The following is a 14,680-nucleotide window of genomic DNA, read 5'->3' on the forward strand; positions in this document are numbered from 1 at the left end:
CCCCTTATTAATGTTATTGTTACTGCCTTTATGGGGCAGGCACAACCAGACTTATTCTTTGACCGAACCAATGGTCAGGCCCTGTATAAAATACTTTTGGAAAAACGGATACGCCAGCGCAACCGGCAGTGTAGCCAGAACAACCATCGCCATGCGGACGGTCTCCGTTGGCAATGTCGAGGCAATATCGTAGGATACGACCCGGCTGCTGTTTTGCACAACAAAATCCATATTGTTCTGTATTCGAATCAGTAATGTCTGGAGCGGAATCAAATTCGCATTGTCGATATAGAGCAGTGCATTGAACCAGTCATTCCAGAATCCTAATGTACTGAACAATCCGATGGTTGCTATACCTGGCAACGAGATCGGCAGTACGATGCGTGTATAAATACCGAATTCAGTAGCCCCGTCAATCTTGGCTGATTCAATGACAGCATCCGGCACGGTGGTCGTGAAAAATGTACGCATAACGATAATGTAAAAAGCATTCATGATTGACGGAAGAATCAGCGCCCATATCGAATCCCGCAAGTGCAGCACCTGCGTAACCACAATGTAACTGGGAACGAGACCGCCAGAGAACAGCATCGTGAAGAAAGCCAAAAAGCTGAAGAACCGACGCTGTGCAAAATTTTTACGCGAGATGGCATACGCATACGTGGTGACCAAATACAATGTCAGCGCGGTTCCAACAACCGTCACCGTTAAGGTAACCCCAAACGATTGGGCCATCTGCTGCCCGGATTCCATAAGGAATCGGTAGGCATCCAGCGTCCAGACTTCAGGGAATAACTTAAATCCATTGATCGCCAGCGTCTTCTCATCGGTAAATGAGATGATGATGATGAACAGAAATGGAAAGATACAAGATAAGGCAAACAGACCGATCGCTATATTAAAAATCACATTGGATAACGGCGAAATGGCATTCAGATCTCTTGGTTTCTTTCTGCTCCTCTTCGCAGGGGCAGATGCCCGCTTTATCGGTTCGCTTAAGTTACTCATGGATAGCACCCCCCTTGCCGCAGCCTAGAATACGGCATAATCCTTTTCAATTTTACGCACAGCATAGTTCGCCAGCAGGACCAGAATCAAACCAACGACCGATTGATACAATCCTGTCGCCGTACTCATCCCTGTATCGCCCATAATGGTCAAGCCGCGGTATACAAACGTGTCGATGACATTGGTGACCGGATACAGTGCACCGGAATCCCGCGGAACCTGATAGAACAGTCCAAAGTCGGAACGGAAGATGCCGCCGATCGCCAGAATGGTCAGAATGATCATCAGCGGTCGGAGCAGCGGCAGCGTAATGTACCGGATCTGTTTCCACTTGGTGGCGCCGTCGATCATCGCTGCCTCATAATAAGAGCGGTCGATACCTGCGATTGCTGCCAGATAGACTACGCTGCCATAACCTGCACCTTTCCACAGGCCGAGCAGAATGAGAAAATACGGCCAATATCCTGTCTCACTGTACCAACTAACCGGATCTCCACCGAAATACATGATGATCTGGTTGAACACACCCTTTTCCACACTCAGAAACGAGAAGACGAAATAACTGATAATAACCCATGACAGGAAATAAGGCATGAACATTGCGGTCTGGTAAATCTTCGCCAGCCGTTTATTCAACAGCTCGTTCATGATGATCGCAAGCGTCACCGCGAGCACCAACCCGAGAAAAATCAGACCCAGGTTATACAGAATGGTATTACGTGTGATGATATAGGCGTCACTCGTTGAGAATAGAAACTCAAAGTTCTTGAACCCGACCCAATCACTTTTTAGAACGCTTTCAAGAAATCCGCCCGGATGGATCCGGAAGTCCTTAAAAGCAATAATGGTTCCGAACATTGGCAAATAGGCAAAAATGATAAACCACGCTGCTCCCGGCAGTACCAGCAGAAGAAACGCCTTGTTCTTCATCAGACTTTTGAAGATGCCCAGCACGGCTGTCCCTCCTTATAATCGCATTCATTATCACTTAGCTGCACCCAGTATTAATCCCCTATAACCAACACTGGCAGACCTAAGCCCTTTTGGTGCTTTGGATTCCTCGTTCACTCCTTCCTCCATTATGCAAGCGCTACCAATTTGGGGATAGTTGAAAAACCCAATAAATAGATGGATTAATTAAAGATCGTGCATAAATTCCATAGCAAAAAAAACACACCCGCACGGGGTGTGTCTTCATTCAGCCGGTAAACCCGGCTTATTTTTTCATGTAGATGGAGCGCAGCTCTGTGGGAGAAACACCAGCATATTTCTTGAACTGTCTGTAAAAATAAGTAGAGTCCCAATAGCCTACCTCGCCCGCTATTTCTGCTGTCTTTTTGTCCGAATATAACAGCAAATGAGTGGCGCGCTCAATTCGGTACTGGTTTACATAGTCAGAAAAAGTGGTGCCGACCTCTTGCTGAAATAATTGGCCGAGGTAGTTCGGATGGAGCTCCAGCCGCTGACTAAGCGTTTTTAGTGAAAGCTCATCTTGGTAGTGATTCTTCACCACCTCCAACACAGCCATGATATGCGGGCTGTACGTTTTCTCGGCGGTGTGATATGTATTCAGCGTACGATGAACCGTTTTTCTCACAAGCTGCTTCAGTTTGCTGAGCGTATGAATTCTGGACAGTGGTCCAAAGATTTCCCCATAGTCAGGTGTTTTCTCCAATTCCTTGGCAGCCAGCATAAGCTGGATGGCAGAATTAAAGAACGGTGTTCTCGGGAAGCAGCGTTCCTTACCCTCAACCATGAAGAATTCGTCGATGAACCGGTCCACTTCTGTACCTTCCCCATCCCGCAGCAGCTTGTGGAACTGCTCCATCGCTGGCCCAGGCTTCTCTTGATGTGGATTGGCGTCTTCTTCGCTCTCCACTTGCATGATAAAGGTTTCACAATCCATAAACAAATGGTTCTGAAGCCACAGCTTTACGGACTTGCAGCTCTTCGGAAAACCCAGATAGGTCGACTCGGATTGGCCGATGATCCCCCATACACGTGCACCCGTGTCCTCGGCAACCGCTTGCTTCATTCTGCTGAGTGCCTGAAGCTGCCATTCATCATGATTTTCCATACTGGCTGAAATGAACAGCAGCATGATGTCTCCTTCCTGATCGGGAAAGCAGATTACCCCGCAGCCATCCGGGAGGCCTTGGTTTCCGAGCAGCTCGCACTTCTCAGCGATTCCTGCAAGGTGTATCTGCGGATCATTCCCTTCGTCATCCCCTACAATCCGCAGAGAGGCTGCACAATAACTGGACTTGTTCATGGGAATCTCCAGCAGTTGTGCACGCTCCCGAAATTCTTTGGCGTCAATGGTCTCGTTCGCCCACCGCTGCAAAATATTGTTGCGCAGAATCCTCCAGCTCTGATCCATCTGAATCTGGCGCATTTCCTCCTGCTCCCAGTCGCGCTGCATATGCTTGATGGTTGCTTCCAATTCGTCCATATTGACTGGCTTGAGCAGGTAATTCTCTACCCCCAGCGAGATGCCTTCCCGCACATATTTAAATTCTTCGTATCCGCTCAAAATAATGAATTTGGTGTATGGACTGCGCTCTTTAATCTCCCGGATCAGCTCAAGTCCGGTCATTTGCGGCATCATGATATCCGTAATAATCAGATCGACAGGTCCCTCGTCCATCATTGCTAGCGCTTCCAACCCATTGCAAGCCGTACCCGCAATCTGCATATTATTCTGATCCCAATCAATGATGGCTTGCATTCCTTTTACAATCAGCGGCTCATCATCGACCAACATTACACTTCTCATCCCGCTTCCTCCCTTGTGAATGGAATACTGATCGTCACCTCACATCCTTCTCCCTCCACACTGTTCAGGTGCAGACCATAATCGCTGCCATAATTCAGACGTATGCGGTCGTGGACATTCTTAAGACCCAAAGATTGATCGGATGTCTCAGTAGTTTCATCGCCCGTGTGCAACGCGTTTTGCAGTTCAAGTAACCTCTCCGCGGAGATCCCCTTTCCGTTATCCTTTACACGAATACGGATTACACCATCTACTTCTGCGGCTGTGACGGAAATCCGGTTATCATCATCATTCGTGCGAAAACCATGCACAATGTAATTTTCAATGATTGGCTGGATCAACAACTTGACGATCATGCTCCCCGCCGCTGCATTCTCGATATGAGTCTCCACTTCCAACTTGTCCTCATACCTATACTGAACCAAAGCCAGATACATGCCGCACAGCTCTATTTCTTCCGCCAAGGTTACATGCGTCTGCTTTTTGATCAAATGCCGGAACATCGTAGCGAGAATATAGATCATTTGTCCAACATCCCTGGCTCCCAAGCTGATGGCTTTCATACGGATGCTTTCCAACGTATTGTACAGAAAATGGGGATTGATCTGGGCTTGCAAAGCCACGAGCTGCGCGTTCTTTTGCTTGATCTCCGACACATATACCGTCTCTATGTAAGACTCCAGCCGATCACACATATGGTTAAATCTCTGCGAAATCTGCTGCAATTCATCTTCACCCTCCATCTCGATTCGCTTACTCAGGTCCCCCTCCTGCCAGCGCCGCATGTAAAGGACGAGCCTGTGAATTTTTTTGGAATATCGGCGAATGATGGTGAACGTTATCGCAAAGCTAACAATGATGCACAGGATGACAATGCCGATAAGACTGAGACGAATGGCCTGAAGACTCTGTTTGATGTGTGACTCTGGAATAATGGCAGCCACGACCATGCCTGTATTCCCGATATTCAGCAGCTGCACCTTGGAGCGTTCCTCCAGATTCACCCAATCTTCCGGTAAATTCATCTGCCCCCAATAAGGGTAAACGGTATTATCATACTTGCCCTTCGAATCGAAAATCACCTGACCTTCCCCGGTCATCAGCATGATCCTGCTGTCTTTGCCGTCGAGCCTGTCGCGCAGCAGACCTTTGATGCGATCTGTATTTAGCTCAAACATAATTGCACCGTACTGTTTCAATGTCACGGAATCCTTGAGCACATTGGCGTAGCTGTACGGGGTAGGAGCATCATCCATTTTCCCTTCGAAAAGCGGCTCGCTGCCCATGTACTGCCACGGTGCACTGTGCAGCCGCTGGAACCAGTCTTTATGGCCTGCTGACAGCTTGGGTTGATAGTAAAAGTGCTGGGTCTCCCGATTGAGAACATAGAAGAAATCGTGATCCGTGCTGTATAACACGACATTTGCAATCGAGGCTTCATCCTTTAGCAGCAGACGCAATTGATAATCGAAATTTCCGCGCTCGGTACGGTAGCTGTATGCGTATTGATTCAAGCGCCAATTAAGAAAATCCTCGTATTCATGAGTCAGAAAATATTTCAGATCGTCGCCGATCATGGCGTCTGTATAAATCTGCTGCACGGCGTTATACAGCCGTTCATACTGCTGATTCAAGTTGATACTGACGATATCCAGTTCCTGTAGACTGGCATCCATCTGTTCCTGTACGACCCGTTGCTCATAGTAGCGGTAGGCCAAAACGGAGACGCTGATGAACAACAGAACCATAACCATGGAATAAAACAACAGAATTTTGTTGAACATTTTTTTCTTCAGGTAATTCCTATACATGGTTCGTATCCTGGACATTCGTGCCTGAACACCTCCTTTCAGACCCATTTCCAACCCAGTGTATCACCGTTTGGTTCGATTCGACAATCCACCTCAAAACACAGAATTTCGCCCTTTCTCCATTTATCCGATCCATTGAATGGTCCTCTTGAGGTATAGTATACAGTACAAGTTTCAAGCGGCTAGGCTCGTTCATAGGCCAAAAAAAACAATAAACGGTGAAAGAAGCTGATGGATTTGTTTATCTTCAATAAGTTTTTCAATGCACGTTAGGTATCCCTTTATCCTTGATGGGTAGCCACACCACACCGTCGTTCTCCTCGTAGTTGAGCATAGGTTTGTGTGGTTGAGGCTTTTTCATGCCCTAACATGCCTTGGATAAAATCTAATCCTACTCATCTCTAGTCACGAACTCCGATGGCTACGGTGGGCTTTAACGTAATGAATCCATCCATTGCGTTTAAGATACCCTACCAGATTTCGATGGTAATGTTCGGTTGCCTCAAGGATAACAACGGGCATTGTTACACGATAGGGGCTCGAAAACCCTTTGTATTACGCGGGCTTTCCGCTCTCGTTTTGAGAAAGATAAGGGCTTTACTGCGTGACACAGCATAGTAAAAACGGGGTACGGTTGGTCATGAATGACCACCGCGCCCCGTTCTTGATATTATTACACTGTTTTCTTTTTCGGACTAATTGCGTGTATATATTTAATTGTAAGTTTCCATAACACTTTCCCGAGCCAATACATCAACACACCAATCACAATAGAAATTGGCAAGAACTGCATTGGGCTTGGTGTAAATGCTCCCATTTCGATTGTTATTCCGGCAATATCATATCCCATAAGATACCCGGCAAATTTAACAATTCCGCCTATCAGCGTAATAATTCCACCAATCATGAAAGCAATGGAAAGCGTACTGATGAACGGCAAAAGTAACATACCGCTGACACCAGCAAAGCTGCTACAAAATGCAAATATTGCGCCGAATTTACGCCAACTAAATTTACTGTTCTTTGAAATGGCTTCACCTAAGTATGCTTTCGCTAGTTCTTTTGGGTTTCCTAACCGTTCGATGATTTGCTCAGCAGCTACTCCGTTATTTTGCAATTCAAGCATTAAACTTTTGATCTCTTTTACAATGTCAATACGCTCGGAATCTGGCATAGATTTCAAATACTTTTCAATTTTTTCAAGATAATCATTCATAATTTTATCCATAATCTAACTCTCCTTTAATTTCTGATATAGCTTTTAATAAATTATCCCATTCTAAGGACATCGCGTTTAAGTATTCGTCTCCTTTTTCTGTAAGGGTATAATATTTTCTCGGTGGCAAGCCCTCTGTACCTTCTTGCCAAGATGAAGAAATATATTCTTCTTTCAGTAATCTTCTAAGCAGTGGATAAATTGTATTTTCTTTTGCAGCAACAATAGGATATTGCTCTAACATACCTATGATTTCATACCCGTAATATGGCCGCTGCTTTATTAACAATAAAATACAAAAATCGAGTGTTCCTCGCTTAATTTGTGATTTCCAATCTTCTATATTCATATATTGTGCCTCCTGAATATATATCGTACAACACAGTACTATATTCATCAATAGTAAATTCACTGCCAACAACCGCCGTACGCAAGCGGAAACAGCGGGCAATGTTGCGCAATAGGAGCACAAAAGCCCCTTGTATTACAGGGGTTTTCCGGCAGCGTTTTGAGAGGAGCAAGGTTTAAAAAGTCGCCACCGTAATTCTAAAAAGCCCCAAATTTATTTTTAAAAGTAAGTTGGGGCTTATGAACCCTATAAAAACTATGACAAAATTTATCCGTATTTTCCGTTTTTCCTACTTGCTAAATTCAGCAAGTAAAATATTTTTAAAAGGATTAGGACTGTTATCTCTACCCAAACTGTTCAAACTGACAACCAACGTATGCTTGCCTCCAAGTGTACCTCCTGCAAAAGTAGAAAACCCTAGAATGCCACCTGTGTGCCCCCATACCGGGACACCGTTTGGAAGCTTAAATTCAGAGATTCCAAGACCATATCCATCGATTCCAGCTCTTCCTACAGGAACTGTAGTAAGCATTTGTTTTAGTTGCGGTTCCTTCAGTAATTTGCCACCGAGCAAGGAAGAGAAAAACTTATTTAAGTCGTCAGCAGTAGAAATCATATCTCCAGCCGAGCTACCTGCGCTTGGATTATAATAAGTAACGTCTTTTATCTCACTTGCTTCGTTTGGTTGGGAATATCCCCGAGCATGCTTGGTGCCTGGAATGACGCTTGAATTGCCAGGTAGGAATGTATCCGACAATTCAAGTGGTTCAATAATCCGATTTTCAATCTCTTCCGCATAACTGTTTCCCGTTACTTTTTCAATAAGAATACCCAGTAATACGTATCCCGTGTTTGAATAAGACCAACCCTTTCCTGGGACAAAGTCTGGGGGCAGAGAAATCCCCATCTTCACTAATTCATCAGCCGTATACGATTTTTTTGTATCCATAAAATCAGCGTCTTTAAACCTTGAGTATTCAGCAATACCACTTGTATGGTTCAATATCTGCCGGATGGTAATCTGTTTACCATTATATCCGTTTCCTTGAATGACACCAGGCAACCATTTTTCGATGGAGTCGTCTAGATTCAAGCGATTCTCTCCAGCTAATTGAAGTACAACCGTTGCGGTGAATGTCTTCGTCACGCTGCCAATGCGAAATCGAAAATTGGTTTCCATTGGTTTCTTGGTGCTCAGATTCGCTACCCCAGCGGCATAACCCCACGTTTTTCCACCCTCAGAAGTTTTAGCGAGTATCCCCGGGAATCCAAGTTGTAATGTATCCCGCATTGCTTGCTTGACGGAATTATGATCTTGTTGAGTGTTTCTGTGTAACGAACTGGATACATTTTGAGTAGGCTCTGCTTTTACAATTGAGGTTGGCGATGTGTATAGCAGGAAACTTCCAGTTATTAAAAAGGCCAGACTTGCAGATGTAATTTGACAACGTATTTTCATAAGTTATTCCTCTTCTCTAGTAATATTGTAAGTTTGTAATCATCTTCATAATTGTTGTTTTACAACGTCATTCTGTCCTAACAAGCGGTAATTCCTCTTTTTTTCGCATCCCAGAAATTAATTCTTTTCCTTAAAATACTCTGTTAACTGGTTTGTTTTTCATAAATTCGTAATATCTCTTCCGCCATTCACCCTTACCTCCTGCATATACATCGTACAACACAGTACCTCCACTATCAATAGTATATTATTTTTTTTTTACCAATGAGAGATATTTTGAACTAAATTCAGTATCAACGACCAACGAGCGTAAAGCAGAAACAGCGGGATGTTACGTAATAGGGGCGTATATTCCCTTATATAGTGCTGGTTTCCAGGTGCGTTATGAGAGGAGCATGCTTATATACCTTTCCCCTCAAAATCATCGTCCTGCTGCGTGACACATCCATAGTAAAAACGGGGTGCGATTGGTCTATGAATGACCGCCGCGCCCCGTTCTTTTTTTGTGCTTATCGTTCAGTTTCCCATAGTCGGTACACATTTTATCCTCTTGAAGCTTTTCGTATTCCGTTTGCAGGGCGTTGATGTACGGGAGCCTGCCACCGATCTGCGCCGTCTTTAAACTTTGATGGCTGCTTCATACAAAAAAATACTGCTTTCGTGCCCTGCACGGTAGCTGTCCTTATACTTTGCTCTGCAGTAGCCGATCACGTTGGTCGCCTGCCTCCTTGGGTTTTATTGAGCTATCGTATCCAGTTACTTCAACAAACTGTATTAAGAATTGTGATCAATAGTTCCTCTGAGTACATATGGTGCTAATGATTTACCAATTATTAATTCCTTTAACTCACTTGGTACATGTATGTATTCTTCTGCTCTTTGAGGTTCCATCCAAGCAACTTCCTCAATTTCTTCGAAAATGAGATAATTATTTCTCCACCAATTAGTTGAACAAAAGCCGCCCATCATGTGAAATGCTGCCTTCTTGTTTTGTATGAAAAATGGAGCAGCTGCCGCCTGCAAACTACTCCATGATGCGTTGAACTATCATTCCTCGACAAGAAAAGGCTTCAAATAGCCCCCGTCCTATCCAAGTCCCTCTGAAACAACGTCCTCAAAGACCAAGGATTCCCATTCTCTTTAGATTATTCCTGACAAGTCACGACGTAAATTTAGGATCAGCCGTATACCGAAGTAGAACCAAGTTCTTGTCCTCCAGCATTGGACAAGAAGCCATCCCTTCAAACCTTGTTTCTTCCTTCCCTTTATAATAAATGGCCGTTCGAATATTTTCCTCGGCGGCTTGACAAATAGCTTCATTCACTTCTTGGATCCACGACATTATCGCGCTCTCCCAGTATAAAATGTTGGATGCAATCTGCTAGTGGTTTCGCATGAGTTAGGACAAGCATATGATCGGCCCCTTGGATTTCGGCAAACTGAATCGCTGGGACACGCTTGAAGTGCTCGGCGATATTATACATGTCCGGCCATTCTATTGTTCCTTGTATGAATAAAGTACTTGCTGCAATTTTCTCTAACCGTTCAATCGCAGGCGGCTCTGGCCACAGGACCTCAAAGCATCTCCACTCGGTAAATACCCTTGCCATGTATTGAGCATGCATTTCACTCAGAAAACTCCCATGGGGGCCAGCCATCGTAGCCCGATAGATCGGCCCGGCTAAGGACAACTCCACAAGTTTAGAAATATCGGGAGCCGCCGCATTCACCGATGTCATATAATTGGTAAATTCCTGCGAATATACAAATCCCGTTAATGAGGGGGCAATCACCACAAGTTGATCAACCATGGAAGGATATGATAACGTAAAATCAGTCGCGACCTGCCCACCCATGGAATGGCCGACAAGTGTGACACGATCTAGCCCGAGGTGTTCGAGAAGATTGCGCAAATCCTCCACAAGCGAAGTCGGCTCTTGCATAACAGGCGAGCGACCGGTTCCCCGACCATCGAAGGTAATGATCTTGAAGGATTGCGCTAGTTCTGGCACCATATACCTCCACACCCTTGAGTCAACACCTCCAGAGTGGATCATGACTATTGGGGAACCATCCCCTTCAATTTCGTAAAAAAGTTCCACTTCTCATCCTCCTCAATATGGTAATAATATCCTGTATATCATTCTAATTATGATTGAACATACTGTCGATAATAAAAAAATATTCACTTGTTACCTATATGTCGCGACACAAAAACTATATCTGTGCGACGTTAATAGAAAAGACTCCGCATCACGAATCATAAGAGCATCACCGCAAGCCATATATGTTGCATTTCTGGACCCACAAGCTATGATAAAATGGCTTCCGCCGGAAGGGATGATAGGCCATATGGATGAATTCAATGGCGGGAAGGGGAGGCCTTCCGAATGATACTTACCTATCTCGATACCAATCATTCAACTGGAAAAACATCAGAAGACACGGACATCTTACAAGTACCCTTGTTTTATTTACTACCCATTTAACCATTCTGATTCTGCACTACATTTAAGCAAAGATTGGTATGTTATATTAGCAATATTTATATATTAACGCACAGGCAAGACAAACAGGAGTTTAGTGGAGGGGGTATAATGGAAACGTCGACTAGTGAAGGTTTGACCGAACAGTTAATAGACCATTTAAATGGGTTGGATTTTATAACCCGAATAGATGTAATTGGAAGTCGTGTTGAACAAACCTCAGACGCATACTCGGATGTAGATTTATTGCTAACAATTAAAGATATTACTCCGCATATCGCATTGTACGAAGTGACCGAAAGTGTAAAAGCGAAGTTCCAACCGGCGTGGTGTGATTTTGCAAACAGCCTGATGCCTGATAAATTTTTAGTATCTACATTTATTGGAGGAGACAATCCTTTTACATTTTATGATATCGGTATCCTAAACAGTGAAAAGAATTTGGTCTATGACAAAACAATGTTTGAAAATGATCAATGGAGTCATCTGATGAAGCTATGGGTGATGTGATGGACAAAGCGAACCTTTCCTACCATTCCGATTATAGAAAAGGTTTTTATCAATTATTATTAAAGCTGAAAGATAAGAAGACTATTAGGAGGAGTTATTTAAATATGCTTGAGGAGGTATTAGGAAACAGCTGATAACATTCAATCGAGCGGAGTTTCCGGCGGTGTGCAACTCAGCGTTTCCCCTCTTCGAGTGCGATTTCAATTAACCTGCCCGTTAGCTGAACAAAACAGCCGATCACAGTGATCGGCTACCTTATTGTTGTTATTGAGCTATCGTTCCCGTTAGCTTTATGGCTGAACAACATTTTTGTTATGGTCATAACAATTCATAGAGAGCACCCGCGAATTTCATTGGATCAGTGCGCTATGAACTCGCTTGCACTCTGTTGTAATATCATTTATTTCGCTGTCTCCAACGTATATCGATTGTGTGGAATCTCCAATCCCAGATTGCCCCGCAGTGTCTCATGCTCATACTCCGTACGGAACAGCCCACGTTCCTGCAAGACCGGCACAACCAGATCAACGAAGTCTGCGAGCCCGTTCGGCACAACTGTACGAATGTTGAAACCGTCCGCAGCTTCGCCTTCAAACCATTCCTGAATCTGATCAGCGATCTGATCCGGCGTACCGATGAATGATGTGCGAGGCGTCGATGCACGAAGTGCGACTTGACGAAGGCTCAGCCCCTGTTCTCGTGCCTGCTCCTTAATCTTGTCCGTTGTACTGCGAAAACTGTTGCTGCCCAGATCACCGATCTCAGGAAAAGGTTCATCCAGCGGGAACTGGGAAAAATCATAATGATCGAAGTAACGGCCCAAATAATTCAGTGCCTGGTCAATATCGACCAACCCCGCGATCTCTTGATATTTTTGCTCCGCTTCTTCCTCTGTTCTGCCCACAATGGGTCCAATGCCCGGGAAGATTAGAATATCTTCCGCTTTGCGCCCATACGCCACGGCTCTTGCCTTAACATCTCTGTAAAACTCTCTGGCTTCTTCCAACGTTTCATGTCCCGTGTATACGGCATCTGCCGATCTGGCTGCCAAATCCTTGCCCGATTCAGAAGAACCGGCTTGGAAGATGACCGGGTGTCCCTGCTTGGAACGTGCCACATTCAGCGGTCCCTGTACCGAGAAATGATTTCCTTTGTGATTCAGCGTATGTAGTTTGGATGGATCAAAGAAAACGCCCTTTTCTTTATCCCCGATAAACGCATCGTCCTCCCAGGAATCCCACAGGCCTTTGACCACATTCAGATGTTCTTCTGCAATTTCGTAGCGCAGCGCGTGGTTCGGATGTTCACCTTTGCCAAAATTCAGCGCCGAGCCTTCCAGTGGCGAAGTGACTACATTCCATCCCGCTCGTCCTCCACTAATATGGTCCAGGGAAGCAAATTGTCTCGCCACGGTGAACGGCTCACTATATGAGGTGGACAACGTCGCAACCAGCCCGATGTGTGAGGTTGCACCCGCGAGAACGGAGAGCAGGGTTAACGGTTCAAAACGATTCAGGAAATGCGGATTGGATTTCTCGTTAATAAAGAGGCCGTCCGCAATAAAGAGCAGATCAAACTTCCCTTCCTCCGCCTTAATCGCCTGCTTCTTGTAGAAATCCAGATTAACGCTGGCATTAATCGGAATATCCGGGTGTCGCCAAAAAGAGATGCTATTTCCCACTCCATTCAAGTTTGCTCCCAATCTCAATCGTCGTTGTGACATATTCATTCCTCCCTATGTTGTGGTGCTGACCCATCTCAGTCCGAGTATCCTATGTTATCTGAGAAATCATTTCATCATTTCTTTATGCTGTTTCCGCCTGCCTCTGCCGGTGCCATGCCCAAACCCGGTTTACTTGCCTGGTTCCTGTCGCTTACCCTGACTGTCCAGGCTGCTCCCAGAAGGACAATGCCTGTCAAGAGAAAAACAAAAGGAATCCCCGTCCATCCGCCCAAAAAACCGCCGAGTAACGGGCCAAGTACAATACCGAATTGATTCGCAGTCTGACTCAGACTGACAGCCCTCCCCCGAAAATCACGGTCAGTATATTTGATGATTAATGCATTCAAGGCCGGGTACACCGCAGCGAAGAACAGGCCATAGACAAATCGCAGACTTCCAAAATAAATGAGATTATACGCTGTCAGTTGCAGTAAACTGCCAATGCCGCCGCCCACCAGACCAATAAACAGCGTTTTCTCGTATCCGATCTTCCCGCCAATCCGTCCCCAGCGCGGCCCCATGATTACCGTTGCCACGCCAATGGCCGAGAAGACGACTCCTGCACTAAGTGCTGCACTACTGACGTCTCCACCAATCTGGACAACATACAGCGTCAGCACAGGTTCGATAATAAGTACGGAAGTCGAAACGAGCAAAATCAAACCATAGATCCGCATTAATCCCGGAGTAGAGGCTGCTTTTTTCAGATCACCCAGAATACTTGTGCGAACCACAGTGCGGGGAGCACGGGATTCTTTTACCCATATCACCATCACGGCCGAGAGCAGCGTAATCATTCCCGAGGCGATAAAACATCCGCGCAGCCCGATCCAATGGCTTAGTACACCACCCACAAGCGGTCCCAGAATTCCCCCGGCAGCCGTGGATGTGGAGATGACACCAAGCGCATAACCTACATGCTTCTCCGGTGTATTGGCGCCGACCAACGTAATGGATGCAGGATTGAACCCGGCCATGAGTCCCTGAAATATCCGCACAGCAATAAACGTGTAAGGATCATAAACGAAATAGTTAGCCAGGTGAGCAATAGCGAGCCCAACGCCCGAACGAACCAGCATCAGTTTGCTGCCGTATCTGTCAGCCAGCGATCCCCAGAAGGGCGCACAGAGTCCGCTAATCAGAAAGCTGATCGAGATCGAGACGCCGGACCAGACTTCCAGTCCGCTCTGAATACCGAGGTCATTTTGCAGAAACAGCGGAAAGAACGGAACAGACAAGGTGTAAGCCATATGATTGAAAAACAGACCCAACCACAGAATATACAGATTTCGCTTCCAATGCGGCATCTTGGCATTCTCCATACTATATAATTCCTATATAA

Annotated in this window: 13 protein-coding genes; 1 reads left to right on the forward strand and 12 read right to left on the reverse strand. The window is 45.3% G+C overall.

The features are described 5' to 3' along the window. Positions 1-51: 51 nt before the first annotated feature. The 10 genes from PPA03S_RS17970 to PPA03S_RS18015 all read right to left on the reverse strand — a co-directional run bounded on the left by PPA03S_RS17970 (position 52) and on the right by PPA03S_RS18015 (position 10,721). A complete protein-coding gene (locus PPA03S_RS17970; RefSeq protein WP_062324794.1) occupies positions 52-1,008 on the reverse strand; it encodes a carbohydrate ABC transporter permease in 957 nt (318 codons plus the stop codon). Between the two features lie 24 nt (positions 1,009-1,032). Further along, positions 1,033-1,938 carry an ABC transporter permease gene (locus tag PPA03S_RS17975; RefSeq protein WP_411835307.1) on the reverse strand — a complete coding sequence of 302 codons (906 nt, stop codon included), beginning with the start codon at positions 1,936-1,938 and terminating at the stop codon, positions 1,033-1,035. A 286-nt stretch (positions 1,939-2,224) separates the two neighbouring features. Beyond that, entirely contained in the window at positions 2,225-3,784 is a 1,560-nt protein-coding gene (locus PPA03S_RS17980; RefSeq protein ID WP_062324798.1) for a response regulator transcription factor, read from the reverse strand. Beyond that, positions 3,781-5,568 carry a cache domain-containing sensor histidine kinase gene (locus PPA03S_RS17985; protein ID WP_245683655.1) on the reverse strand — a complete coding sequence of 596 codons (1,788 nt, stop codon included), beginning with the start codon at positions 5,566-5,568 and terminating at the stop codon, positions 3,781-3,783. The genes PPA03S_RS17980 and PPA03S_RS17985 overlap by 4 nt, the downstream gene beginning before the upstream one ends. Positions 5,569-6,268: 700 nt before the next feature. Beyond that, positions 6,269-6,823 (reverse strand): DUF1700 domain-containing protein, encoded by a 555-nt coding sequence (locus PPA03S_RS17990; protein WP_062324802.1) that lies wholly within the window; start codon positions 6,821-6,823, stop codon positions 6,269-6,271. Continuing rightward, positions 6,816-7,160, reverse strand: coding sequence for a PadR family transcriptional regulator (locus PPA03S_RS17995; protein WP_062324804.1), 345 nt, complete (start codon positions 7,158-7,160; stop codon positions 6,816-6,818). The genes PPA03S_RS17990 and PPA03S_RS17995 overlap by 8 nt, the downstream gene beginning before the upstream one ends. Before the next feature lie 289 nt (positions 7,161-7,449). Further along, a complete protein-coding gene (locus PPA03S_RS18000) occupies positions 7,450-8,619 on the reverse strand; it encodes a serine hydrolase domain-containing protein (protein ID WP_062324805.1) in 1,170 nt (389 codons plus the stop codon). A gap of 774 nt (positions 8,620-9,393) precedes the next feature. Next, positions 9,394-9,588 carry a hypothetical protein gene (locus tag PPA03S_RS18005; protein WP_157284237.1) on the reverse strand — a complete coding sequence of 65 codons (195 nt, stop codon included), beginning with the start codon at positions 9,586-9,588 and terminating at the stop codon, positions 9,394-9,396. 190 nt (positions 9,589-9,778) lie between these two features. Beyond that, entirely contained in the window at positions 9,779-9,961 is a 183-nt protein-coding gene (locus PPA03S_RS18010) for a hypothetical protein (RefSeq protein WP_062324809.1), read from the reverse strand. Then, entirely contained in the window at positions 9,936-10,721 is a 786-nt protein-coding gene (locus tag PPA03S_RS18015; protein WP_062324811.1) for an alpha/beta fold hydrolase, read from the reverse strand. The genes PPA03S_RS18010 and PPA03S_RS18015 overlap by 26 nt, the downstream gene beginning before the upstream one ends. Before the next feature lie 495 nt (positions 10,722-11,216). On the opposite strand from PPA03S_RS18015, the gene PPA03S_RS18020 reads away from it, so the two are divergent. Next, a complete protein-coding gene (locus PPA03S_RS18020; RefSeq protein ID WP_062324813.1) occupies positions 11,217-11,615 on the forward strand; it encodes a hypothetical protein in 399 nt (132 codons plus the stop codon). 400 nt (positions 11,616-12,015) lie between these two features. Here the strand turns inward: PPA03S_RS18020 and PPA03S_RS18025 are convergent, their stop codons facing one another. Both PPA03S_RS18025 and PPA03S_RS18030 read right to left on the reverse strand, forming a co-directional pair. Next, positions 12,016-13,338 (reverse strand): LLM class flavin-dependent oxidoreductase, encoded by a 1,323-nt coding sequence (locus PPA03S_RS18025; protein WP_082704216.1) that lies wholly within the window; start codon positions 13,336-13,338, stop codon positions 12,016-12,018. 74 nt (positions 13,339-13,412) lie between these two features. After that, positions 13,413-14,660, reverse strand: coding sequence for an MFS transporter (locus tag PPA03S_RS18030; RefSeq protein WP_062324817.1), 1,248 nt, complete (start codon positions 14,658-14,660; stop codon positions 13,413-13,415). Positions 14,661-14,680 lie beyond the last annotated feature (20 nt).

It is taken from the genome of Paenibacillus pabuli NBRC 13638 (assembly GCF_001514495.1).
Classification (GTDB): Bacteria; Bacillota; Bacilli; order Paenibacillales; family Paenibacillaceae; genus Paenibacillus; species Paenibacillus pabuli.

What these genes read in the sequence shown, in the direction of transcription:
- PPA03S_RS17970 (WP_062324794.1), bottom strand. Translation starts at nt 1,008, where the DNA reads ATGAGTAACTTAAGCGAACCGATAAAGCGGGCATCTGCCCCTGCGAAG.
- PPA03S_RS17975 (WP_411835307.1), bottom strand. Translation starts at nt 1,938, where the DNA reads ATGAAGAACAAGGCGTTTCTTCTGCTGGTACTGCCGGGAGCAGCGTGG.
- PPA03S_RS17980 (WP_062324798.1), bottom strand. Translation starts at nt 3,784, where the DNA reads ATGAGAAGTGTAATGTTGGTCGATGATGAGCCGCTGATTGTAAAAGGA.
- PPA03S_RS17985 (WP_245683655.1), bottom strand. Translation starts at nt 5,568, where the DNA reads ATGTTCAACAAAATTCTGTTGTTTTATTCCATGGTTATGGTTCTGTTG.
- PPA03S_RS17990 (WP_062324802.1), bottom strand. Translation starts at nt 6,823, where the DNA reads ATGGATAAAATTATGAATGATTATCTTGAAAAAATTGAAAAGTATTTG.
- PPA03S_RS17995 (WP_062324804.1), bottom strand. Translation starts at nt 7,160, where the DNA reads ATGAATATAGAAGATTGGAAATCACAAATTAAGCGAGGAACACTCGAT.
- PPA03S_RS18000 (WP_062324805.1), bottom strand. Translation starts at nt 8,619, where the DNA reads ATGAAAATACGTTGTCAAATTACATCTGCAAGTCTGGCCTTTTTAATA.
- PPA03S_RS18005 (WP_157284237.1), bottom strand. Translation starts at nt 9,588, where the DNA reads ATGATGGGCGGCTTTTGTTCAACTAATTGGTGGAGAAATAATTATCTC.
- PPA03S_RS18010 (WP_062324809.1), bottom strand. Translation starts at nt 9,961, where the DNA reads ATGTCGTGGATCCAAGAAGTGAATGAAGCTATTTGTCAAGCCGCCGAG.
- PPA03S_RS18020 (WP_062324813.1), top strand. Translation starts at nt 11,217, where the DNA reads ATGGAAACGTCGACTAGTGAAGGTTTGACCGAACAGTTAATAGACCAT.
- PPA03S_RS18025 (WP_082704216.1), bottom strand. Translation starts at nt 13,338, where the DNA reads ATGTCACAACGACGATTGAGATTGGGAGCAAACTTGAATGGAGTGGGA.
- PPA03S_RS18030 (WP_062324817.1), bottom strand. Translation starts at nt 14,660, where the DNA reads ATGGAGAATGCCAAGATGCCGCATTGGAAGCGAAATCTGTATATTCTG.